17 protein-coding genes are annotated in these 25,365 nt (G+C 37.3%); 5 read left to right on the top strand and 12 right to left on the bottom strand.

From position 1 onward, the window contains the following. Window positions 1-25: 25 nt before the first annotated feature. The 5 genes from LF817_RS02815 to LF817_RS02795 form a co-directional block, all read right to left on the bottom strand. The gene (locus LF817_RS02815) at window positions 26-1,282 is read right to left on the bottom strand and encodes a YeeE/YedE family protein (RefSeq protein ID WP_253934238.1); all 1,257 of its coding nucleotides are present in this window, start codon (window positions 1,280-1,282) and stop codon (window positions 26-28) included. Window positions 1,283-3,153: 1,871 nt separating this feature from the next. Beyond that, entirely contained in the window at window positions 3,154-4,248 is a 1,095-nt protein-coding gene (locus LF817_RS02810) for an alpha/beta hydrolase family protein (RefSeq protein WP_253934237.1), read from the bottom strand. Window positions 4,249-4,528: 280 nt separating this feature from the next. Further along, on the bottom strand, window positions 4,529-5,953 hold the full coding sequence (gene araA, locus LF817_RS02805) for an L-arabinose isomerase (RefSeq protein WP_253934236.1): 1,425 nt from the start codon (window positions 5,951-5,953) through the stop codon (window positions 4,529-4,531). Window positions 5,954-5,983: 30 nt separating this feature from the next. After that, window positions 5,984-6,679, bottom strand: coding sequence for an L-ribulose-5-phosphate 4-epimerase (locus LF817_RS02800; RefSeq protein WP_253934235.1), 696 nt, complete (start codon window positions 6,677-6,679; stop codon window positions 5,984-5,986). Between the two features lies 1 nt (window position 6,680). Next, a complete protein-coding gene (locus tag LF817_RS02795; RefSeq protein ID WP_253934234.1) occupies window positions 6,681-8,303 on the bottom strand; it encodes a xylulokinase in 1,623 nt (540 codons plus the stop codon). A 311-nt stretch (window positions 8,304-8,614) separates the two neighbouring features. On the opposite strand from LF817_RS02795, the gene LF817_RS02790 reads away from it, so the two are divergent. Further along, window positions 8,615-9,700: a GntR family transcriptional regulator gene (locus LF817_RS02790; RefSeq protein ID WP_253934233.1), complete on the top strand. Its 1,086-nt coding sequence runs from the start codon at window positions 8,615-8,617 to the stop codon at window positions 9,698-9,700. Between the two features lie 473 nt (window positions 9,701-10,173). On the opposite strand, the gene LF817_RS02785 is transcribed toward LF817_RS02790, so the two are convergent. From LF817_RS02785 to LF817_RS02755, 7 genes are all read right to left on the bottom strand, one after another. After that, on the bottom strand, window positions 10,174-11,361 hold the full coding sequence (locus LF817_RS02785; RefSeq protein WP_253934232.1) for a Gfo/Idh/MocA family protein: 1,188 nt from the start codon (window positions 11,359-11,361) through the stop codon (window positions 10,174-10,176). Further along, window positions 11,315-12,460, bottom strand: coding sequence for a Gfo/Idh/MocA family protein (locus LF817_RS02780; RefSeq protein WP_253934231.1), 1,146 nt, complete (start codon window positions 12,458-12,460; stop codon window positions 11,315-11,317). Before LF817_RS02780 ends, LF817_RS02785 begins: the two co-directional genes overlap by 47 nt. A gap of 83 nt (window positions 12,461-12,543) precedes the next feature. After that, complete coding sequence (locus tag LF817_RS02775; RefSeq protein WP_253934230.1) at window positions 12,544-13,365, bottom strand: sugar phosphate isomerase/epimerase family protein; 822 nt, start codon at window positions 13,363-13,365, stop codon at window positions 12,544-12,546. Next, window positions 13,362-14,546 (bottom strand): dihydrodipicolinate synthase family protein, encoded by a 1,185-nt coding sequence (locus LF817_RS02770; RefSeq protein WP_253934229.1) that lies wholly within the window; start codon window positions 14,544-14,546, stop codon window positions 13,362-13,364. The genes LF817_RS02775 and LF817_RS02770 overlap by 4 nt, the downstream gene beginning before the upstream one ends. Window positions 14,547-14,560: 14 nt before the next feature. Further along, window positions 14,561-15,712, bottom strand: a complete 1,152-nt coding sequence (locus LF817_RS02765) for a Gfo/Idh/MocA family protein (RefSeq protein WP_253934228.1) — start codon at window positions 15,710-15,712, stop codon at window positions 14,561-14,563. A gap of 132 nt (window positions 15,713-15,844) precedes the next feature. After that, on the bottom strand, window positions 15,845-16,660 hold the full coding sequence (locus LF817_RS02760; protein WP_253934227.1) for an AraC family transcriptional regulator: 816 nt from the start codon (window positions 16,658-16,660) through the stop codon (window positions 15,845-15,847). 69 nt (window positions 16,661-16,729) lie between these two features. After that, on the bottom strand, window positions 16,730-17,980 hold the full coding sequence (locus tag LF817_RS02755) for a glycerate kinase (protein WP_253934226.1): 1,251 nt from the start codon (window positions 17,978-17,980) through the stop codon (window positions 16,730-16,732). Between the two features lie 382 nt (window positions 17,981-18,362). Between LF817_RS02755 and LF817_RS02750 the strand changes: the two genes are divergently transcribed. The 4 genes from LF817_RS02750 to LF817_RS02735 all read left to right on the top strand — a co-directional run bounded on the left by LF817_RS02750 (window position 18,363) and on the right by LF817_RS02735 (window position 23,872). Beyond that, on the top strand, window positions 18,363-19,604 hold the full coding sequence (locus LF817_RS02750) for an ABC transporter substrate-binding protein (protein WP_253934225.1): 1,242 nt from the start codon (window positions 18,363-18,365) through the stop codon (window positions 19,602-19,604). Between the two features lie 63 nt (window positions 19,605-19,667). Next, entirely contained in the window at window positions 19,668-22,148 is a 2,481-nt protein-coding gene (locus tag LF817_RS02745; protein ID WP_253934224.1) for a hypothetical protein, read from the top strand. Between the two features lie 27 nt (window positions 22,149-22,175). Beyond that, window positions 22,176-23,042 carry a carbohydrate ABC transporter permease gene (locus LF817_RS02740; RefSeq protein ID WP_253934223.1) on the top strand — a complete coding sequence of 289 codons (867 nt, stop codon included), beginning with the start codon at window positions 22,176-22,178 and terminating at the stop codon, window positions 23,040-23,042. Beyond that, window positions 23,042-23,872 (top strand): carbohydrate ABC transporter permease, encoded by an 831-nt coding sequence (locus tag LF817_RS02735; RefSeq protein WP_253934222.1) that lies wholly within the window; start codon window positions 23,042-23,044, stop codon window positions 23,870-23,872. Before LF817_RS02740 ends, LF817_RS02735 begins: the two co-directional genes overlap by 1 nt. The last annotated feature ends 1,493 nt before the right edge of the window (window positions 23,873-25,365 follow it).

Below are 25,365 nucleotides of genomic sequence, written 5' to 3'. Positions count from 1 at the left end.
TGGCGGTGTCTCTTCTTTTTATTAGCTAGCAAAAAGAATCTTTTGATTTCGGAACAGATAAACCAAACAACGGTCTTAAATATAAAGCTAGAAATGTCCCGGCTAATGCTAAAGCTCCCCAAATGTAACCATGAAGGCTAAAGGATGCAATCCCGCTAAAGTATGCGCCTATATTACACCCGAAAGCAAGTCGGGCTCCATACCCCATCAGCAAACCTCCAATAACGGAAGCCGCAACATTTTTCCCATTCAATTTTGAAAATTTGAATAGGCCGCCTGCTGCTGAAGCCAGGAACGCACCTAATATAACGCCTAAGTTCAATACTGTGGTAGAGTCTGCAAAAATGGACGCCTCCAAAACGGCAGCGTTCTCTCCCTGCCAGTACCCCCAGCTAGCCACATCAAACCCAAAGAATTGAGCTGCTTTAGACCCCCATAGGGCAAATGCTGATGTGACGCCCCACGGAGACCCTCGGGTCATTAAAGTTAATGCATTCAAAACAGCCAATGCAATCGCAGCCGCAAACAAAGGCCATGAACCCCGAAAGATTCTTTTCCATCCATTTGTTGTTGGTACAGGTGCCATTTTCGGCGCTTTTTTCTTCTTTTCTACAACCAAGGTAATCCAGGCAATTAAACCGAACAAACCAATGGACAGCAGCCAAGCCCCGCCATAGCCCAGACCTGTAGACGTCGCGAGAGACACAGGTTCAAATGCAGGCAGATCTTCCGTCCAGAATGGCAGGTGAGCTGCCCCTATAGTCGAGCCAATAATAAAGAATAATAGCGTAACAAGCATAACAGAGCGACCGCCTCCGACGGCATAAAGCGTACCAGAAGCGCATCCTCCACCAAGCTGCATCCCGACACCAAACATAAATGACCCTACTAGAAGACTTACTCCAATTGCCGAAACATTCCCTCCCGGTTCTTCTCCAAAGAAAGAATACCCAAATGCTAATATCGGAGCAAATAAAGTCACAGCTACGGCTAACATTACCATGTGAGAACGTATAGCTTGTCCATTCCCCACTGACATCATCCTGCGAAATGCGGAAGTAAAACCAAAGCGAGCATGAAATAGTGTATAACCAAGCAACAAACCAATCACAAGTAGTAATGACTGCACTACATTTTGGGTTACCATAAGGTAAATCATTAAAATGGCACCAACGATGAGACCACCGATAATCAGCGGCATCTGTGGGCTATTTAAAGCAGCATCTTCACGCTTTACTGGATCCTTTCCTTCATCTATAGGTTCAACTCTAATAGTTTCCATATAAACACCCTTTTCCTTATAAAAATAGTCGGATTTATAATCATAGAATAACTAGGATTGATATTGATGTCAAAGAAATTGTTTAATAGATCTGCCTAACCTCTAAAATTGGATTCTTATGTGGATGGGGGAGAAAACGGCCGCAGTATTTTATAAATTCACTGAATCTTTTTTTAAAACGAATTGCGTGTCGTAATTTTGTCAGGCAGTCTAAACGAACCTCATCTACAATATCTCCTAATAAAGAGCGGTTCTGGCGAATATTCATCAACTTAAAATTTTTACGTTCGCCTTATAGCGAATTTGCCTTACACGCTATGTGGTTACATTGATTTCTTTCGCTATTTCACTCAGTATCTCTATTTCACAATCAACCCCGTATATCTTATTCAGCACAAGCTTATCCCTTTCTAAAAGAACATATTGCATAGTATTGTACACTTTTATAAACCGTTTGTAATCCTCAGAATTACGATCCTTAAGTAACTCTTAAAATGGGGATCGATCATAGAGACGCAGCTCGGGAGTATTTGTACCACTTCTTACCATACTCTCATAATATTCAGCATCACTTTTGGTAACCTTGGACAAATCAACCATACTTATGTCCTCCTCCTTAAGTGTTATCATGCTTTGTGAGCTTAGCATAAGGATTAAATAAAATTTCATAAAAAAACCCTGCTCTGCAGGGTTTTTTCTTTGTTTAGTGGAGCATAGCGGGCTCGAACCGCTGACCTCTACACTGCCAGTCATGAGTCCTGAGTATTATTGAACATGATTTGTACTAGATATTCCTGATGTTATTGGATTTATGGAATTTTGCTTAGGATTAAATATGATATAAATAAATAGTTGTTGACGAGTTTGGTCAACAATTCGTCAACAAGGATTTGAATTTTTTGATGTAATATCAGTACTAGATATACAAAGTTATTTTTAAAATGTAGATTTAATGAAAAGCTCCACCAAATCAGCGTTCTTTTTAGTTTCTTCTAAGTCCCTCAATTAATTAACTGTAATTATTTAAAATGTTTTCTACACCTCTCAAGCGGTCCTTACTAACACTACCATAATATTCTGTATGCTTTTTCACAGCAAGCAACATCTTTTCAAGGTAATTGTCACCAAATTCCATTCCAATTATTTTCATAAAGTATTTAGTTGCCTTCGTATTAATTGTTCTCGTGTATCTTTCTCCATTCATCATGCAATAAAAGGCTTGAATGTAATCGTTCGCAGAACCCTGATTCATAACAAAGTATTTATAAACCGAGTTTGTTGCTTCTATTTGGTCAATTTGATGATAATATCTTTTTCATAGATGTAACATCCTTCAATCTTTTGTTCGTCAATTCTCATTAATATCCCTCTTTAAATAAATTTAATATCAACCACTTACATTTATATTATGTGTTTATTTATCACATTGTAAGCTTGACAATTTATCTTTTTCTTTAACAATAAATTTGCCAATATCGCCAATACCACTTTCTAAATGCTGTATGTACTTTGTTTCTATATAGATAGGCTCATTACTCTCCCCTTACTTTTACTTTTTTACATATTATAACATTATTATGAAAATACCTTTATCAATGCCCCCTAAACACTTATGGGAAATAGTATGTCAATCAATCGCCAGCTAGCATGTATATTTATCAGCGTAATATCTCCACTTCTGACTTCATCATGAAACTCTTTCCCAACCAGAGTTTTACTAAAATTCTCAATATTGTTTCCTACTTTACTAAATATAACTCTCTAAGACCGTCTGCATAAATAATCGAACTTTAAAACACAGAGTGAAGATTTTATTACTCTTTTTAATAAATAACAACTCACAGGTGAAGGACACCTGTGAGTCAGAAGTTTTATGATTCTGTTTCTACACGATCTAACCAATCAATGATTTGCGAGGAAATCTCGTTGTTGTTCTTATCGATCATCAATAAGTGGGAGTTTCCGTTAATCCCTTCTTCTGTCAATTCTATCACTTCGCCTGTACCACCATTTTCATTAATCATGTCAACGGTCGTTTGGACCGCTTCCAGACGACTTACCTGATTACGTGATTCAAGGTAATCCCCGTAGACGCCAAGGTATGGAATTTCTGCAAATGTGTCCTCTATTTCCTGCTCGTCTGTTGGAGAGCCCACCGGTTCAATAGCAACAAGCCCCTTAACTAAATCGGGACGTTGACGCGCTACCTCATAGCCAATTTCGCCTCCCATAGAATGAACCATTAATATAGCAGGTCCTTTGTCTTCTAGTAAAGAGATCATATTATCTACTTCTTGCTGATTAACCTGGGAAGTGCCTCCTCCACCAGCACCTTCACCCTTGCCTCCACGGGCGCTTTCACTGTCGTCGGTTGAATCTGAGCCACCTCCAGTGCTTATTTGCATGGGAATACTCGCATAGAATTGTTCAAAAGAGTCTGCCGGAAATTGCCCGTCTGGATAAGGTTCATCCGGAGCGGAACCTAATCCCCAGCGCTCCCAGATCGACTGAGAATCCCATTTAGACATAGAGGCGCTTGCCTCTGATTCTGAGAGACCTGCACTAGCAAGGTCTGAGGTATCTACGGTATAAACAGGATAGCCGGCTTGCGAAAAATCATAGGCCCAGCCATTACGATGATCTGGAGTGCTCTCGTAAATGTTGGCCCCGAGTCCCAAACCGGGAACCATGACCACGGGCGTATTGTTCGATTCATGAGGAATAAAAGAATGGATCAAAGACTGATTATCCTGGGAATCTCCTACATAGAAATCATCCATCTCTTCAAGCGTGACGCTATCTTCACCCCCAGTGCCAGCATCAGAAGAACCACTCGTATTAGTGGAACTGCTTTCCTCTGTAGTTTGGTTTTCTTCTTTCTCCTCATTTTCATTGCTTGTATTGGTACAAGCACCTAGTACGAGAATGGCAGTCATAAATGCGAAGGTGAGTGATATTTTCTTCATAAAGATCGAAAACTCCTATTCTATTTAGTATTTATTGGAACTGTGCCAACAAACTTAGTATAAATATAGGATGTGGGCGAAATTCAGAGAAAGTATGTGAAAAATGTGTAATTTCGTTGTAATAATCACTCATTCAAATATACTTAGTAGCAGTCATGCCGGAAACTAGGACCGAATGTCTCTTGTTTTGAGTTTTTCAGTTCCTTTACAACCATTTTAAATATCGTTTCCAAATACTCCCTTTCAATTAAATATAAATGACCTTATTGGGAGGAGGCATTTACTTAATAACTACGTATTCTAGGCCCACCAGTTTTGCATAGGACACTATTTGATCTGTTGTTAGGTTAAGTGAGACAACTGTATGGTGACCGCCTCCATTTTCTACCCAGGCTTTTACGCCATCGTGAAAATTTGGTTTTACCTCCCAGAGCATACGCGCTACTGGTAATTTTGGAGCTGGAACAGTTGGTTCAGATGCAGCAACTTCGTTAATCAAAAGCTTGTAATGAGTACCAAAGTCAGCCATTGAAACAACTACACCTTCTCCAGCCTTACCGTCAAATACTAAACGAGCTGGATCTTCTCGATTACCAATGCCTAATGGAGAAACGATAATTTTTGGTTTGTTACTTGCTAAAGTTGGATCTACTTCAAGCATATGTGATTGAAGAATTGCTTCTTGACCAGTAGCCAATTCATAGATGTAATCTTCCATAAAGCCAGTTGATTGGTTATGGCTCATCACTTTGAGTAAGCGATCCAGTGCTGCGGTCTTCCAATCCCCTTCAGCAGCAAAACCATATCCATGAGCCATCAAACGTTGAACGGCAAGTCCGGGAAGCTGTTTCAAGCCATATAAATCTTCAAAGTTAGTAGTGAAAGCATTGTAACCACCCTCCTCTAGGAAACGCTTAATGGCAATTTCATAGCTTGCTTGTACTTTTACGCTGTATTCCCATTCTTCTTTACTGTATGTACCATAATCAAATGCATACAGCTTTGTATATTCTTCAAATAGAGCATTAACTTCTTCGTCATTAACAGCGTTCACATAGTGAACAAGGTCACCAATTCCAAAATAATCTACGGTCCATCCAAACTGAATTTGTGCTTCTACTTTATCCCCTTCGGTCACTCCAACGTGACGCATATTGTCACCGAATCGAGCGACTTTGATTTCAAAACTCTCCATATAAGCTACCGCTACGTTCATCCAATCTGCAATTTGCTTTTGGACTTCAGCACGTCCCCAATAACCGACAACAACTTTATTTTTTTTGTTCAAACGGGCATTGATAAAACCATACTCACGGTCCCCATGAGCAGATTGGTTAAGGTTCATGAAATCCATATCAATCGATTCCCATGGAATACTTTCGTTGAATTGTGTGGCTAAATGGAGTAATGGTTTTTGTAATAATTTTGTGCCGCGAATCCACATTTTCGCAGGCGAAAATGTGTGCATCCAAGTAATAACACCGGCAACCTCATCCCGATAGTTGACTTCTTTCATAATCCTTGTGATTTTATCGGTGTTAACAGCTAAATCCTGCAACACAACCGGGTACGGTAGAACACCGCTTTCATTTAATGCATCAGTAATTGTTTTCGCATGGTTTTTAACTTCTGCTAACGTTTCTTCTCCATAAAGGTGTTGTGATCCTACAACAAACCAAAACTCTTTGTTTTCTATAGCTGACATAACATACCTCTTCTCTGCATTTAATTTGTATTACTGTTGCCCATAATAGGCTTTTGCCCCATGTTTTCTTAAGTAATGTTTATCTAAAATACGCTGTGGTAATTCTTTAGCAAAATGATTTAATTCGCGCGCAAATAAATTTATTTTTGAAACTTCCTCTAGTACCACACTATTTATTACCGCTGATGTTACATCTTTTCCCCATGTAAACGGAGCATGTCCATGAAGTAAGACACCAGGAACAGCTAAAATATCTAACCCTCTGTCTTCGAATGTTTCAATGATTACTTTGCCAGTTTCAGCTTCATAGCCACGATCGATCTCCTCTTGTGTTAAGAAACGAGCACATGGGACGGAACCATAGAATGTATCTGCATGAGTGGTTCCCATTGCTGGTATATCAAGACCTGCTTGAGCCCAGATTGTTGCCCAGGTTGAGTGAGTGTGAGTGATACCACCGATTGCTGGGTAATGCTTATATAGTACTGCATGAGTTGGTGTATCTGATGAAGGCTTTAATTCTCCTTCCACCACCTTACCTTCTAAATCAACGACCACCATATCACTAACCTTCATAGTTTCATAACCCACGCCACTTGGTTTAATTACAAAGAGACCGCTCTCACGATCTATCGCACTTGCATTTCCCCATGTATATTTCACAAGTCCTTGCTTTAGCAATTCTAGGTTTGCTTGGAACACTTCTTCTTTTAGTTGTTCTAACATATCAATCCCTCCCGTTCTTAATTAAATTGTCTATTGCGGCCCTTTCAATCACTAATCCTTCCTTGTATCGTTCGATGAATGTTTCAAATCCTTTTACATCCAATCGATCTGGGCGCATTTCTTGTACTTCAACTCCAGAAAAGACTTTTTTATCAAGAAAATCTTCTAAACTTTCTTTGGGATTTTTGTTCCTCAAGTAAGAAGCCAGAATAGCAATTCCCCAAGCACCGCCTTCGCCAGCTGTTGCCGTAACCGAAACTGGAACATTCATGGCAGCTGCCACAATTTTTTGTCCGACAATAGGAGTTTTAAATAAGCCACCGTGACCTATAATTCTATCAATTGCCACATTTTCTTCCTTTGTCAAAATATCCATTCCAATTCTTAAAGCACCAAAAGCAGTAAAAAGATGGATCCGCATAAAGTTTGCTAAGTTAAAATTACTCTCAGGAGAACGAACAAATAATGGTCGGCCTTCTTCTAATCCTGTGATATTTTCACCTGAGAAATATCCGTAGCTAAGTAATCCACCACCATCAGGGTCAGCTTCCAAAGCTTTATTTAACATCACAGTGAATAACTCATCCACACCAACCTTTCGTCCCATCGCTTCATAAAATTCTTGGAACAATCCGATCCATGCATTGAGGTCACTTGAACAGTTGTTGGCATGAACCATTCCAACTGGAATACCGCTTGGTGTGGTTACCAGATCGATTTCCGGAGAAACGATTGAAAGTTCCTTCTCCAACACAATCATGGCAAAAACTGAAGTTCCTACTGAGACGTTCCCAGTGCGTTTCCTCACACTGTTTGTAGCAACCATTCCTGTTCCAGCATCCCCTTCTGGTGGACAGAGCGGAATTCCTGGTTGCAAATTTTCTGATTTATCTAGGATTTTCGCTCCCACTTCAGTTAGTGAACCTGCTTGTTCACCTGATAGATAAACTGTAGGAAGAATATCTTTCAATTTCCACGGATATCCTCGAGTAGCAATTAGTTCATCAAACTGCTTAACCATCGATTCATTGTAATCTTGATTTGATTCACTAATCGGAAACATGCCGGAGGCATCTCCAATTCCAATTGCTTTATTACCAGTCAGTAACCAGTGAATAAATCCAGCTAATGTAGTGATATAATCAATGTGTGGTAAATGTTTCTCTTCTTCTAATATCGCTTGATAAAGATGGGCGATACTCCAACGTTCCGGAATATTGAATTGAAATTGATCAGTTAATTTGTTAGCAGCAACACTAGTGGTTGAATTTCGCCACGTTCGAAATGGAACAAGTAAATTACCTTTGTTGTCAAAAGCCATATAGCCGTGCATCATGGCAGAAATTCCAATAGAACCTATACTCTGAATTGCAATTCCATAATTGCGTTCAACGTTTTGCTTCATATCTCTATAAGCAGCACTAAGCCCAGTAGTAATTTCTTCTAAATGGTACGTCCAAAATCCGTTTTCCAAACGATTTTCCCATTCAAAACTTCCAGATGCTATGGTTTCAAAACGATTATCAATCAATACGGTTTTAATACGCGTGGAGCCAAGTTCAATCCCCAGGGACGTTTCCCCATTAATAATCTTTTGTCTAATGTTAACTGTATTATTTTTCAAATTAATCCCCTCTCTGATAGCGGTTTCATATCTGAAATAAAAACGTTTTACTTTTCACATACCTTTTTACAACTCTAGTATATTTTTTGTACGTACAAATGTCAATTATTAAATTATATGTACTTACAAAAATCAGAGGTAGACTCCTAAGTAACTTATATTTTGCAGGCCAAAATGAAAAATTAGTTGGATGTTGAGTTGTTTGCAAATAGGAGGAATGATTTAAATCTATATGTAAACATGGTAGAATATGTACGCATAAATGTTTAAAAATGAAAAAAATTGCGAACAACTAAGAAAGAAGGGAAAAAATGAAACCAAAATATCAAGTGCTTATTGATGATATTAAAAGTAAAATTCTTTCAGGAGTGTACAGCGTAGGAGAGCGAATCCCTACGGAATCCGCCCTTCAGAAAATATACAATGTTAGTAGACAAACAGTTCGAAAAGCTATTTTAGAGCTATCAAATGAGGGCTTCTTAAGAAGTGAAAAGGGATCAGGAACTTATGTAAGTAATCAATATCAATCAAAATCCGTGAAGAAACCCCATAATAAAACAATAGGTGTAATCACCACTTATATTTCTGATTACATTTTCCCCTCTATCATTCGTGGTATTGAAGGCAGACTGAACGAGGAAAATTATTCATTACTGTTAGCCAGTACGAATAATGATGTTGAACAAGAAAAAAAAGCTCTAGAGATGATGTTGTCATTCGGTGTGGATGGCTTGATTATTGAACCAACAAAAAGCAATCTATACAATCCTAATATTGCTTATTACCTTTCGTTCAAGGAGCAGGAAATTCCATTCATTATGATAAATGCTTATTATGAAGAATTAGATGTTCCTTTTCTTTGCCTTGATGACGTACAGTCTAGCTATATCGCAACAAAAGAACTAGTTTCTAAAGGGCACACGCAAATCGGGATTATTTCAAAAAGTGATGATTTACAAGGAAAGTATCGAATGAAGGGATATATAAAAGCACTTGGAGAAGCAAAATTACAGTTTCACCCTGAGAAAGTACTTTCTTTTGATACAGAAACTAAGCTAGATTTATACATCAACTTAAAGAAGTTCCTACTCGATAAAAGAGACGAATTAACTGCAATGGTTTGCTACAACGATGAAGTTGGGTTAGAAGTAGTTAATGCATGTAGACAACTTGGAATTCCGGTCCCTGATGAGTTGTCAATAATCGGCCAGGACAACTCTTATATTGCCAGAAACGCTAATATTAAATTAACCACACTTACACACCCGCAAGAACAAATGGGTAGGGATGCAGCGAATTGGGTTATTAAGAAACTCCAGGGAAACAAGGATTTACAGAACGAAATCTATTATCAACCATTATTAATAGAAGGCGTCACTGTAAAAGAGTTAACATAATTACACTTTCGTTTATATATTGCATGTATTGTATAACACCATAATGGTTGAATCTATTACCTCAAAGAGACGCACAAATCCTTTTAGAAGCCCTGATTCTCATTTGAATTCACCTTCAAAAGTAAAATACTTTCGCAAGGGCGCTATCCTTTATTGGAAAGGTACAGAACTTGCAATGGTATATAAATAAAGTACCTTTTTACTAAACAAAAGCCTCGTATTCAGTTGTCCCGAGGCCTTTTGAGTTTATAAATTTTTGATAAAGTATAAATCTTTAATCTTATGTTTCCAATATTAAAGAAAACAATCTTATTAAAATAATAATGAGTGAGTAAATTTCCCTTCGGAGTTAATGATTCATCAATACTTTCTTAACTTCTGATATTGTATAGAAGTGCATGGCCTCAATTAATGATGTTTAGGGAAATTTAACTTAATAACCTTTTTGTTACAAATGTCTGTGACTGCAACTTTTAATATGGATAACTCTCACTTGAAATTTCAATTATATTTCCGCAATTTGTCCATATACTATCTGTTTCTTTAGGAAGTATACGTTTTTTGTAACAATTCATTAGGGTATCCTCTAAGCCTATGATACTTGTAATCGTTGTTTCTGGATCCTTTTGGATATAGGGGTAAGAGACAGTAGGTATTTCGGGCACGGCTTCATGCATACTTTTTATGGCTAGCATATGAGAGTAAGAGGCTTCTATTCCACAACGAATATTTGTCTCTCCTTTTAATGCTTTTTGTATACAAATGTCTAATTTTCGCATATGTTCAGATTCTGGATCACCGTAATCCTTCTCTCTTCCATTGTGCCATATTGCTTTCATTTTACTATCTACCTTATAATGAATAGTTGCCTCTTCAAATTCTAATTCAAATTCTGGCCCATATTCTTTATTGAGAGCATGTGAAGCAAAATACATCAATTCAACAGATTGATCTGTTTTTGCTCTTAAGGCACAGGTATCAAATGTTTCAATAGGATTAGCCCGATATAATTCTATATCTAACGAATGTAGCTTTGCACTTTGTTCTTCTGTCTCTCCCAATACATATAACAAATGATGAAAGAAATGGGAAGCTGCATTGTTTGCAATGCTATCAAAAATTGCTTCACCATTTGGGCCATAAAGCTTTCCTGCCCAGTTACAACGGTTATAATAAGCCTCATTCCTCGGCCATAACACGATGGTGCGTCCGCGTAAAGGTTTTCCAAATAAACCTCGATTAATATCATTTTTCAAATCGTTTACGCTATCAGTGAATGACCAATTAAAACCAACGGCCAAAAATCGTCCAGTCTGGTCTCTTACTTTGCGCATTTGCTCTGCTTCTTGCCAAGAACCACTCATAGGCTTTTCACATAAAACATGACTGCCATTTTTCATAGCTTTTATAGCCTGGGGAGCGTGTAAATGAATAGGAGTCGAAATAATCGCCAAGTCAGCATTAGCAACCTCGTAAAATTCTTCGAGAGAAGAAAAAATAGGTATTCCCATTTCAATAATTGTTTTAAAATAACTGCTATGTTCTGGATAGATATCGACGACACCTTTTACCCATGAAAGCCTGTTTTGTTCCATGAGTGCCTTAACATACAATTCACCATAACCTGCTATTCCGACTATGAGGATTCCGCATTTTTCCATATATTGCATCCCCCTTCCTTTGATATGAAAATGCTTGTTCCTGAGCTCTTAAACAAATCTCAGCGGCTTTAAAAACATGTTTTTGCGGCATGGCATATGATGTATTTTTTAATACATCGTTTGCCAGACGATAAAAGTAAGGATAACCCAGTTTACCTTTTACATTGTATCTTCTTTCACCTCCATGATTTACTAAATATAACTGTTCCCCTTCATCGTCTTTAGTTATATCTACAAATTTTCTTAATTCAATATAACCATCTGTGCCTAATATTATGGTACGGCCATCCCCCCAATTGCTTAAACCATCCGGAGTAAACCAGTCAACCCGAAAGTAATGAACAGCTCCATTATCTGCAACTAAATGAGCATCACCATAATCTTCAAATTCAGGATACTTTGGATGAGCCATATTTATAGCTGTACTTCCTATCACTTTCGCATCATTGGCATCTGCAAACCAGAGAAATTGCTCTATTTGATGGCTACCAATATCACAAATGATACCCCCATAATTTTCTTTTCTAAAAAACCAATCTGGACGTTTTTCAATGTTCAGCCTGTGAGGACCCAATCCAAGCACTTGAACCACATCACCGATTGCACCTTTTTGAATCAGTTGTTCTGCAAATCCTGCACATTCTACTTGAAGCCGTTCGCTGTAAAACACTGCCCAAAGAAGTCCAGTTTCCTTTACTTTTTGTTCTGCCGCTCTCAATTGTTCTGTTGTCGTAAACGGCGCTTTTGCTGAGAAATAATGTTTACCCGTGTCCATGGTTTGGAGGCCTACTTCGCAACGTTGTGAAGGAATAGCAGCACTAGCTACCATTTGTACCGTTTCATCTTCTAGAATTTGAGAAAAAGATTGAGCAGCACTGACTTCTGGAAACGTTTGTTGAAAGTCTTTAATTTTTTCACTATCCTCATCCCAAACCCATCGAATTTTTGCACCCGCTTCTTTTAATCCATTACACATATTATAGATATGTCCATGCTCTAATCCAACAACCGCAATAAAAAGCTTATTCTCTTCCACCGGAGGTTCTTGATGGTATGTCGGTTGAAAATCAGTGTGGTGAGTAGGCTCTGCTTTATCCATTATCAATGACTCCTTTCCTTCAATTTTTAGTGCTTTGAGCATAGAAATAAAACGGAGCAACTATTGCTCCGTTTTATTAATAGTTAAACGCAAGCTGCAAAGCGTTCTTTTATCATTTGCAGGTTTTCATCTCCAGGCATATTCCATATATCTTGATTGATTATTTCCACTTCTATTGCTCCTTGATACCCCTCTTCTTCCACGGCTTGTCTAATACGTGGGATATCAATCACGCCATCCCCCATCATTGAACGCCCCTTAAAGATATCAGGGAGTGGTACTTTCCAATCGGAAACATGAAAGCCTAAAATATTCCCGCTAGCACGTGTTATCTCCTCATAAAGAAAAGGATCCCACCATACATGAAACACATCAACTATGACACCGACTTGTCGGGAACCTAACATCCTTTGCATTTTATTTGCTTCACCAAGAGTAGTAATCACTGATCGGTCTGCTGCATACATAGGGTGCAAAGGCTCAATACCTAACTTTACTTGATGCTGTTCTGCAAAGGGGATTAGCGATTCTATTCCTTCCTGAACCCATTTACGACTTTCCTGTAAATCTTTATTTGGGGAGGGTCCGCATACAAGAACAAGTACTTCTGTCCCAAGTTCAGCAGCTTCTTCAATTGCTCGTTTATTATCTTCAATACGAGTTTCACGCTCAGAAGCATTAACTGCCGGAAACATTCCACCTCGACAAATGCTAGAAACACTGAGACCTGATGCTTTGATCATATTCTTACTTTCTTTTAAACCAATTTCTGATATTTTATGCCTCCAGACAGAAATTGAAGGAATATCGTGACGTACACAGCCCTCTATTGCTTCTCTCAATGACCAGTTTTCTGTCGTGATTTGATTTAAACTCAATCTCTTTATGTCTACATTTCCACTCATTTTACCGCCTCCCGTGGTCGGAAACCAGCTAATTCTAATACAGGTTTCATTCTTTCAATCGCACGTTCAGGATCTGTTAAAACTCCCGCTTGATCAGCAAGCTCGAACAATTCAGTTAGATGCAATATAGAACGAGAGCTCTCAGCTCCGGCAATCATACGGAAGTGAGGTTGATGTCCGTTTAAATAGGCTAAAAATACTACTCCTGTTTTGTAAGCGTACGTAGGCTTTTGAAAAATATGACGGGCGAGTGGTACTGTCTGATCTAGTTTTTCTCTGAATTGATGAATATTACCTTCATCTAAGTCAAGCAAGGCAGAAGCAGCCACCGGAGCTATGGCATCAAAAATCCCTAAAAGAGCATGACTATAACCTAATTCATCACCTTCAATTAAAGAAGGATAATTAAAGTCGTCCCCAGTGTACATCCTCACGCCAGCTGGCAAACGTCTTCGCATTTCAATTTCTCTTTCCATATCCAATAGTGAGATTTTGATACCCTCAATTTTGTCAGCATGAGTATACATTATGCGAAGGCAAACCTTCATCGCTTCATCTATGTTATGGTGGCCCCAATATCCTCCCAAATTTGGGTCGAACATATCCCCTAGCCAATGAAGAATCACTGGCTGTGACACCTGACTTAAAATCTTTCCGTAAACGTATTCATAATCTTCGGGTGTCGTAGCACATGATGCAAGAGCACGGCTGGCCATTAAAATGACTTTGCTCCCAGCCCCTTCTACGAAGGAAACCTGTTCTTCATATGCATTTACTACATCTTCTACAGTAACGTTTGGGCTTGGTTCAAGATGATCCGTCCCTGCACCGCTAGCAATATCTCCGCCAACGCTCTTGGCTTCCGTTACGGAGCGGATAATTAACTCTTTTGCTTGTTCCCAATCCAATCCCATTCCCCGTTGTGCTGTATCCATCGCTTCAGCAACCGACATGCCAAGTGACCAGAGATAATGACGGTATTGCATGGTTTGTTCCCAATTTATAGCAGGTTTATTGGCAGGTCCTACACTTTTAAAAGGATCGGCTACCACATGGACAGCTGAATAAGCAACACGTGACTTGAAGTTACTTTTCGATGGTGAAGGTAATGGTTCTGTTTGAGATAACTTATATTTGTAGGTGCTACCATCTTTTTTCGGCAAATATATAATATTACTCATACTCATAACCTCCTTCACACATTTAAATTTGGGACATCAAGCCAGCGGCGTTCCTTGGATGACTGTAAACCTAATTCGGCCAGTTGGGTTCCTTTAGCTCCTTCAAGCAAATCCCATGGGAAAACTTCATCATGATGAACATGCTTTAAAAACATTTCCCATTGAATTTTAAAGGCATTTTCGAATAGTTGATTGTCTGGTACTTCTACCCATTGGTCTTGGAAGTCAATAATATTTTCAATGTCCGGATTCCAAACTGGTTTAGGGGTATTCACACGATGTTGGGTTTTACACCCTCGAAGTCCAGCTACAGCGCTGCCCTCTGTCCCATCCACTTGAATAGTCAAAAGGTCATCCCGATCAACACGAACCGCCCAAGATGAATTCACACTGGCAATGATACCGTTGTTAAGTTCAAAGATAGCGTAGGAGGCATCGTCAGCTGTAGCATTATAAGTACTTCCTTCTTCATCCACGCGGCTGTTTATGTGTGTAGCCGTAACAGCTGATAATGATTGGATTGAACCGAATAAGTGATCAAGAACATAACGCCAGTGAGGGAACATGTCTACAACAATTCCTCCGCCTTGTTCCTCTTTATAATTCCAAGATGGACGTTGACCTTCTTGCCAGTCTCCTTCAAATACCCAATAACCGAATTCCATTCGTACTGACAGGATGTCGCCAAAGAAACCTGCATCAATTAATCTTTTTAATTTCATAACACCTGGCAGAAACAATTTATCCTGGACTACCCCGTTTTTAACACCAGCTTCTTTTGCTAACTTGGCTAACCTTAAAGAACTTTCTAATGAAGTGGCTGTTGGCTTTTCACAATAAATATGCTTATTTGCTTCAATAGCCTGTTTTATAGCTTCTTCTCGAAGGGAGGTAGTTTGCGAATCAAAGTAAATCGTATTGTTCTCATCCGCGAGAGCTTCTCCCAGGTTTGTCGTCCAGCGCTGAATGGAATGTTCTTCAGCAAGTTTCCTTAACTTTTCTTCATTCCGGCCCACAAGGATAGGATCTGGCATAATGTAATCTCCATTACCAAGAGAGACCCCTCCTTGATTACGTATTGCAACTATAGAACGAATTAAATGTTGCCTAGTTCCCATGCGCCCTGTGACGCCGTTCATAATAATTCCAATATTATGTGTACTCATATAATCACCCCTCTATTAAAGTAAGTCCAGATTAAACGCTATTGAAAACGTTGTCTTATTAAATGAGGAAATGAATTATCAATTTCGGAAATGATTTTATAATTATCTATTCAAGGAAGTTTGTTTAGCGATTCATATACTTTGATGAGTAGTACGATACATATTTGGGGGGACACCAATATTTTTCTTGAATAATCGATAAAAAGTGGAGAGTGACTCGAAACCCACTTCAAAGCAAATCGATACAATATCTTTTTCTGTTTCAAGCAAAAGTTGTTTTACTAAACCGAGTCGAACTTCCGTTAAATATTGTATAGGTGTGCTACCATAATATTCATTAAAAATACTTTGCATATAACGTGTACTCATTCCCATTCTCGTTGCTATATCTTCTGCATTCTTGATATCAAAATACCGGGTATCAATATAGTATCGTATTTGTTCAGCACGTAGGGAATTCGTATCCATTTGAGAGTTATTCTTATGGGAACGTCCAATTGTAAAAAGTAATTCTACCATATAAACTTTTAATGCTAATATCCAAAAATTATCACCATGAGACTGTTCATACAGCATTTTCCGAAGGAGTTGGCGAAGTTCACTACTGTCAAATGTATTCAACTTATAAACGTAAGCTTCCTTGAATACAAAAGGAATCAATTGTTGCTGGACATCACCACTTAATGCAGTGGAGTCAAATTCAAGCACTAAAATTGTCATTTTAGATTGGACAACTATTGAGTGTTCAGTAAGGGGAGGAATTATAATAAAACTGTCTCGCACTATTTCATGATCAAAATTTTTTAACTTGCAACTCCCCTTACCTTCCAGTATGTACAAAATCTGGTGGGTTTTATGAAAGTGTGACTTGACTACATCTCTCTCGTTATGTTTACTTTCATATAAAGAAATAATGCCAGCATGTTTACTAATAACTCCTTCATACATTTTATTCACTCCTCTACTTAATTTATAGCATACTCAATAGATCCCCGTTGAAAAGAAGCAACTCCATACTCAGTCACTTAAGAAACTCTTTAGAGTGGTAAGACGTGCTACCTGGCAGGCAGTATGATACAAATTATCCGGGGCGTGGGTTATACATTCATGTAAAGACATTGGGGCGGGAATAATGGAAAAACATCCTACAAATAGTTGATTCAATTTTTCCATACTACCTTCTTGACTTCCCGAAATCAAAATAGTAGGTTTCTCATATTGTTGCGCTAATTTAGCAATATACCCTGGAGCTTTGCCGTACAATGTTTGCTCATCACTCTTTCCTTCCCCAGTGACAACTACATCAGCTATCTGTATGGATTCAGTCAAGCCGATAGAATCCGCTATGAGTTTTGCTCCCGAATGTATCTCCCCTCCAATAGATAAGAAAGCAAAACCCAGCCCCCCAGCAGCCCCTGCACCTTTGTGCTTACGAATGGATTTTCCACACGCTTTTTCCACAAGACGACCATAATATTCTAAAGCTTGATCATAACTATTAACTTGTGAAACTGTTGCTCCTTTTTGGGGGCCATATATTATACTAGCCCCTGTAGATCCGGTTAAAGGATTATCCACATCCGAAGCCACACGGATAGTAACCTTCTTAAGCCTCTTATCTAGTTTTGAAAAGTCGAGGGATTCTATCTCCAAAACCCCCTCTCCATAAATACCCACTTCCTCTCCTTTACGGTCAAGTGCTCTCATACCAAGAGCTTGAAGCATCCCAAGTCCTCCATCATTGGTGGAACTACCACCAATGGCAATAATGAGCTCGGTTTTCCCACGATTCAGGGCATGTTTGATGGCTTCCCCAATCCCATAGGTGGTTGTTTTATCAGGGTTTCTCTTTTCTTCCGGAACCATAGGTAAACCTGCAATATTAGCACTTTCTATCACTGCAGTATGTTCTCCAGTCTCTACATACCAACTACTTGAAGCTTCTCCTAATGGTCCTTTGCAATTAAAATGAATTTTTCCACTGTTGCCAGCGTTTAAGATGGCCTCAAGCGTCCCTTCTCCACCATCAGCCATTGGCTTCTGAATGGTTTCTACATCCGAGCTTACAGAATGGAACGCGCTCGCTATGATTTTAGCAGCTTGAGTAGAATGAATACTTCCTTTAAAGGAATCTGGCGCTATTACAATCTTCAATATGAAACCTCCTGACCTATTCTTTTTGTTTAAACGAAAATGTAGCACATTAATAAGTCTTATACAACCATATTTTTTCAGAAAATTATAAATATTATTTTGTTCGTTTCTCAAAAAATAAAACTTTCGTAGTAAGGTTTATGTTTGAAATAAATTGATTTACTCTGGTTGATATTGACTAAATATTTGTAAAACTATTTTTACAATGAAGTAGGTTAGATAGTATAATTTCTTTTATTGCAATTAATTATTAAAAGAATGGAAATAGGTCAATGCTCATTTATGTATAAAAGTTGTGGTAAAGGTTCTCATATCCTTCTCTTCCTTGATAAATTTTTTAGTTTATTCAATCCACCATAACTATTTCCGAATATGAGAATATCATTCCGAAACTAATAAGACTATTTTCAGAAAAAAATATATATTTATCCCAAGAAAGCGCTTTACTTATTTTTACGAATGAACTTTCAAAATTAATTTAGGAAGGGGAATTTAAATGAGAAAAATTAGTCTGGCTGTCATTATTTTGTTACTGATGTTAGTTGCTACAGCTTGCGGTAATCAGAGTGAGGGTAGTAAAGAGGAAATAGAATTTTTAGTATCAGGTGATAATGTCGAAGGGAATGCCATTTCAACTATGGCAAAAAAGTATAGCGATGAAAATGACGTAACTATTAAAGTAGTAGAAGTGCCATATGCAGATATGTCTACGAGGATATCCAATATGGTCCGTGATGATAACCCTCCAGAACTTGTAAGAACAACAAGCCTTTCTCCTTTATGGAAGGATAGCTTGATGGACCTATCTGAGATTAATAAAAGCTTGGACATTGATGAAAACCTACCTATCAAAGTTGATGACGAAACAAAAGCTCTTCCATTAGATTTAACAGCTGTTGGATTGTTCGTTAATAAAGATTTATTTGAAGAAGCCGGAGTTTCCTTTCCAACCAATGAAGAAGATACCTGGACTTGGGATACATTCGTTGATTCGGTTAATGAAGTAGTGGAAAAAACTAACGCAAGATATGGTTTTGTAATGGATGGATCAGAACATCGACTCCAATCAATGTTATACCAATTCGGGAGTAACGGGTTTGTTCCTAATGACGAGGGAGGATATACGACCAACGAAGAAACTAAGGAAGGATTAGAATACTTTGTTGATATCAATGATAACACGACAATGCCCAAATCAGTTTGGACGTCTGGAGAAGATGCTACTGCAATGTTCAAAAGCGGGAGAGTAGCGGCATACATGTCTGGAAGTTGGCAGTTAAAAGACTTTTCAGAGAACATCAAAGATTTTGAGTGGAAGTCAGTTTACATGCCTTATGAAGAAACTAGGGCCACCAATTTAGGAGGAAATTTCACATTAGGTTTTGAAGGCACAGGAAACGAAGAAGAAACTAAGAAATTTATAGAGTGGCTATATCAAAAGGAGAATTACGAAGAATTGGCTAAATTAGGTGGTTATCTTCCAGTTGTTAATGACACTGATATTCAATACGATGTGGCGCAAGAAAGTTATGAGCTTTACCAAAATGAAATCAAAGCTTCTCCTCCAGTGTCTGCTTATATGAAAACTGAGATGAATGGAAAGCAATTAACTGCTGAAGGTAACGCCCAAAATGTTTTAAAAGAACAAGTAATATCAGTTTTAAACGGTGATCAGACTATAGATGAGGCATTAGAAGAAACTACTGCTACTTACACAGAAGTGTATGGAGAAAAATAAATATTTATCCCGAATCTACCAGAGGTTCGGGATAAAATTTTAAATATGAAAAGAGGTCTTAAAATGGTCAATAAATATAATTTTCAGATCAATCAAAATCAATCCATAAATAGGTGGGTCTATTCGGAACCTGACTTGACCCCATTCTCATCAACTCCAGATACTTTTAATGAACCGGTAAATTTAACAGAGGAGTATGTACAAGTAGAATACCCAGTTAGAAAGCAATTTTTACAGTATAGAGAAGAACTTGAATATCCAGAAGATCATAGCATGTTTAATCGTATATATTTCCCGTTCGAAAATCCTCGCGTAGAATTTTCAACTTTTATTTCTACACCGCATACCATGGCTACCTTTGCTAAGACGTTTGTAGAAGCAACAAGCAAAGAAACAGTTCATCCATTCATCTTAACTACCTGTGGCGGAGTGAAAATATGGGTGAACGGTGAACCGCAAGTGAACTTTTCACCTTTTACCAGAAACATACCAACGTCTCGTGAAGTTGAATTACACCTTCAAAAAGGTACTAATGAAATCGTGGTAGGCTTTGATGATCTTGCAGAGAGAGATGTTAACTATTATTTTCAGCTTAAATACATGGGAGACTACCCTTTTGAGGGTTATATATCTATCAATCAACCAGTAGAAACTGTTAAGCGTGCGGAAGCATATTTAGATAGTTTATATTTCACGAAAGACACTTTTGCAAGTGAGGACATTAAACTTGCTTCTACAAGAAACCCTGAGATATTTGAGAAGTTGTATGTCAAAGTAAATGCTGCTGATATGGCAAACCCAGTATTTAAAAGCCACGAAGGCCAAACTAATCACTTAAAAATCAACCTAAACTCCAAGCACATTAACGAGATTAATTTTGGCAAGACTACAAATTTTAACACAGAAGGGCTTACTTCTTTTGATGTTGGTTTATGTATTGGCAACGGAGCGTATATCTTTAGAAAATTAGTGGTTTCTCTATATGATCAAGATAACTTTCCACAAATTAAAAGTTTAAATTTAAAAAACAGAAAACAGGAAGCTATAAATTATTTTGCCACATTAGAAAAAAATGATTTAAATACTGGCATCGCAAGACTGGTAAGTAAAGGAGAATTTGACCAAAAAACAAAAACAGCTATATATAGTTGTTTTGATGAAATTTCTCAAAAGAAAGATTGTGCCGACTTTCGATTAGCTCCCTTACTAGCTATTGCTATATCAAGAAAAGACTATTTCCCTAAGGACTCCTTAGAAGAAATCGAAAAAATTGCACTGAATTTTAGATATTGGATTGATGAACCAGGAAATGATGTAATGTGGTACTTTAGTGAAAATCATGCTTTTTTATTTCATGTGTCCCAATATCTTGCAGGTTATATGGTACCCGATAAAACATTTAAAGTAAGTGGTAAAACAGGGGAAGAGCAATATGAATTAGGAAAAAAAAGATTGTTGGAATGGTTTGATATATTTTTCAAATATGGATTTGCTGAATGGAATTCAACAACCTATTTACCTATTGATTTGATAGGATTTTATAGTTTATATGAAGCTGCTCCAGATAATGAAATAAAGGATCTAGCTAAACGTGCTTTAGATTTCACTTTCAGGATAATCGCTATTAATCTCCACGGAAAAACAATGGCTTCCACATATGGAAGAGTGTATGAGCATGACTTAAAAGCTATGGAGACTAGTGAAATTGCAAACACCACTTATATTTTATGGGGAGAAGGATATTTAAACCATTCTCTACGTTCCACTGTTTGGTTTTGCTTATCAACTTATAATCCTCCTGAACTTGAACATTTGGTCAAATTACCAAGTAACAAAGCTCTTTTAGCGGAATATGTACAAGGGATAAAACAAGTTTATTCTTATAATTATAAAACTAAAGATTATTCCCTTTCAAGTGCTATAAATTTCAGTGCTTATGAAAAGGGACATCAACAGCATGTCATGAATGTTTCGGTAGGAGAGGATAATACAACATTATGGATCAACCATCCAGGGGAATATGTGTTTAGTGGAGAAAATAGACCAAGTTTCTGGGCGGGAAATGGACGTTGTCCCTCTTTACATCAATTCAAAAATGTAATGACAATAAAGTACAAACTTCTCAAGGATGATTTAGATTTTGTTCATGCTTACCTACCCTTTTGGAAGTTAGATCAAATTCATAAAGTAGGCAACTGGATTTTTCTAAGAGAAGGTGAAGGTTACATCGGGATGTATTTCAATAACGGATACGAAATAAAAAATGAAAAAGCTATTGCTCATAGAGAATTAAGATCATATGGAAAAAATCAATTTATTCTGGTTAGGTGTTCTTCTAAACAAGAAATAGAATCATTTGATAAGTTCATAGAACTTATGCAATCTTCTTCAATAAATAATAAGAAACATGAAGAGTTCTCATATGTGGACTTTGAACATGGTCCCATAGAAGTGAATAGGACAGATAATTTAATAGTTAACGGTGAAAAAATAGAATATAAAGCAGGTTATGAAATAAAAACAGATTTTTTCACTATTAACTAGTGGAACATCAGGGAAGGAGATGGAAAATTGGTTAAAGATAAGAATAAAATTTGGGCATTAACATTTGTAATAACTAATATTATATTATTTCTGATTTTCTTTATGTCCCCAGCGTTAATAGGGATTTATTATTCTTTGACAGACTATAGTGGTATTAGCGCAAATTTTATTGGCTTGGAGAATTATATTGAATTGTTTCAAGATTCTAGTTTTTACGGTGCATTATTTAGAACTTTAGTTTATGCAGGTATAGGTGTTCCCTTTACTTATTGTGTTTCTCTAGCAGTATCACTTTTACTTACGAGTAATCAAACTAAAGGGAAAAGTTTTGCAAAAATTGCTTTTTTCTTCCCATGGTTAATATCACCAATAGTAGCTGGGGTCATCTGGAGATGGATGTTTGGTGAAAGTTTTGGATTGGTGAATTACGTCATTCAAAATTTAGGTTTTGAGCCTATCCCATGGTCTTCAAGTGGTGTGACAGCATTTATTGTGTTGTTTTTTGCAACGGTGTGGATTGGTACAGCATTCAACATGTTGTTATTTATATCAGCCTTAGTAAACATCCCCAAAACCTTTTATGATGCAGCAAGAATAGATGGGGCAAACTCTGTCCAAAAGTTTTGGCATATCACCTTACCAGCTTTAAGACCAACTTCTTTTATGGTTATATTGTTGTCTGTTTTTAATTTAATGAAAGAACTCCCCTTGATACAAGCATTGACAGATGGAGGGCCAGGTTCAGATACAACGATGTTAGTGCAATATATATATGAAACCGGTTTTAATAAACTAGACATTGGGTATGCTAGTGCCGCTTCAATGGTGCTCTTCGTGTTGCTAATGACTTTTGCACTAATACAATTACGCTATGAAAAGAGGTGGAGAGTTTAATGTTCAAATTTAGTGATCGAGTTTCCTCGACATTTTTGACTAGTCTTATGTATTTGATGGTTTTAATATTTATTTTCCCTATCGTTTGGTTATTGTTAAGTTCATTTAAGCCTGGTAGTGAGTTATTTACTTATCCGTTAAAGTTTCTTCCGGAAAACCCAACTTTAGATAATTATGAATATGCATGGACCACAATGAACTTCGTCCGATATTTTATCAACACTACAATAGTTACGGTGGTTACAACCATTTTAACCATACTGGCTAGTGCTTCGTGTGGGTTTGCATTAGCAAAATATAAATACAAATGGTTAAGTGTATTTTTTGTGTGTATACTTGCTACAACGATGCTTCCAACTGAAGTAATAATGGGGCCAACATTTACAATTATTCAGTCATTGGGATTATACGATAGTTTGACAGGATTGATTATTCCTTCTATCAGTACAGCAACTGGAATTTTTATGTTCAGACAATTTTTCATCACTGTCCCTGATGATTTGATAGAATCTGCTCGAATAGACGGAGCTAGCGAAGGAAAGATTTTTTTCAGACTTATGTTACCTATTTCAAAACCAATAATCGTAACATTAGCTATATTCTCATTTCAATGGAGGTGGAACGACTATATTTGGCCACTTATAGTAATTAGTAGCCCAGAACAGTACACTCTTCAAATTGCGTTAAGGAATATTATTGCAGCGAATAGTATCAACTGGCCATTGTTGTTATCAGCTTCAGTGATCTCTATTTTACCAATGGTAGTCCTATTTTTCATATTTCAGAAATATATCATGGATAGTCAAGCCACTTCAGGGTTAAAAAGTTAAATAAAGAAATACTAAATTAGAGACTTGTGCTATATTTAAATGTTATTAGATTAAAAATTCTTAAAACCACCTTTAACATCTTTCGATGCCACTGAAAAACTGTACTGTTTATGATCTAAGGAATAAAAACAGCGGTTTTCTGAACGTATTTTTTCGAAAACCGCTGTTTTTAAGAGGAGAGTTTTCCCGCTTATTTCTCTATGAGTTTCAATATTCTTTTGACGTTGAAGGTGAAGATAGCTATGGTTGCTTGTAAGTCCATGGCTTTGAGGCCTGGAGATGAATCTTATATCCGTGCCGATGCTTTAACTCTCTATTTTTCGCCTCTATTTTGTACCATTCTTTGGCTCGTTCTTTAAATGCCTCCGTTTTTAAAACTCTCCTTGTTCTTGATGTCCATGCGATGTAGAGCGGTATAGGTTTTACTTTTGCGGCCTCCTGAAAGCATCCTTCTATCAGAGTACAGGTCTTGCATTTATCTATATCATATATTCTAAGGTTTGAAATTAAATAAATAGTCCAAGCTGATCAGTTACCGTTTCCATGTCTTTATTAATCAAAATTACTCTTGATTGTAGAATTTCTGATTAATAGCTCAGGTTCGAATAATATCGATTTGGTTTTTGTTTTTTTGTTATTCTCTTTAATTTGTTCAATTATTAATTTAGCAGTTGTTTCAGTCATGTAGCTTTTGGCATGCTAAGGGACGGTTAGGTTCACTTCAGAAGCTTCTGCCATGAGAATTATCAAACCTAAATATTTACGTTAAAATTGCAAGTGCGATTTTATCGTTACAATAAAATATTTATTCACCGCTTAAACTATCTTCTTGCAACTAAATTTCTCTGATAAGTAATGAAAATAAGTTTGTGTAACTTTCTCAGGCATCCAGAAAATCCTTTATGATTGGGCGGTATAGGGAAAATCAGCTCTCTTCAGAATCTTCCCCGTAACCTTTTGCAAAACATTATCTTCATGGCTGGGGAAGCCATACCGAAGCCCTGCCACTTGTGCGGAATTTGGAGCCAGTTATAGCGAAGAAAAGAACTACCGTTTGCGGAACAGTTATCCACTGATCGAACTAAATCATTTACAGAATATAGCCTGAACCACAGCGAAGCTGCTTGCCATTGACTGTAACACCTCATTCCAGTAAGTGCTTAGAATCTATGTGTCAGTGTTTATCATATCTGAGCAGGTGTGCTCTTTCTTAGGCATAATTTGTGCTAAACTCTTTTTTTGTCTCAAGGATCTAAACACAAACTTCTTACGTTATCCTTTGATAAATTCATTTATACCATTTCATCGATGATGTGGAAAAAGGCTTGGCAAACGGAGGGAGGTTTTTAGTTCCTTTCGGTTCCGAGTGCATATAGAAACAATTAACAATAAAAAAGATAGAGAGGTTTTAACTCTCTATCCCTTGGTATGTTTAGTATTCTATTTGATTGTATACCAAAGCCGAGAAACTCCGCTTTCAATTAACAATTAGT

It is taken from the genome of Halobacillus sp. A1 (genome assembly GCF_024189295.1).
Lineage (GTDB): Bacteria > Bacillota > Bacilli > Bacillales > Halobacillaceae > Halobacillus_A.
The sequence above is the reverse complement of the archived record's forward strand: the minus strand, read 5'-3'. Positions and strand labels throughout refer to the sequence as shown.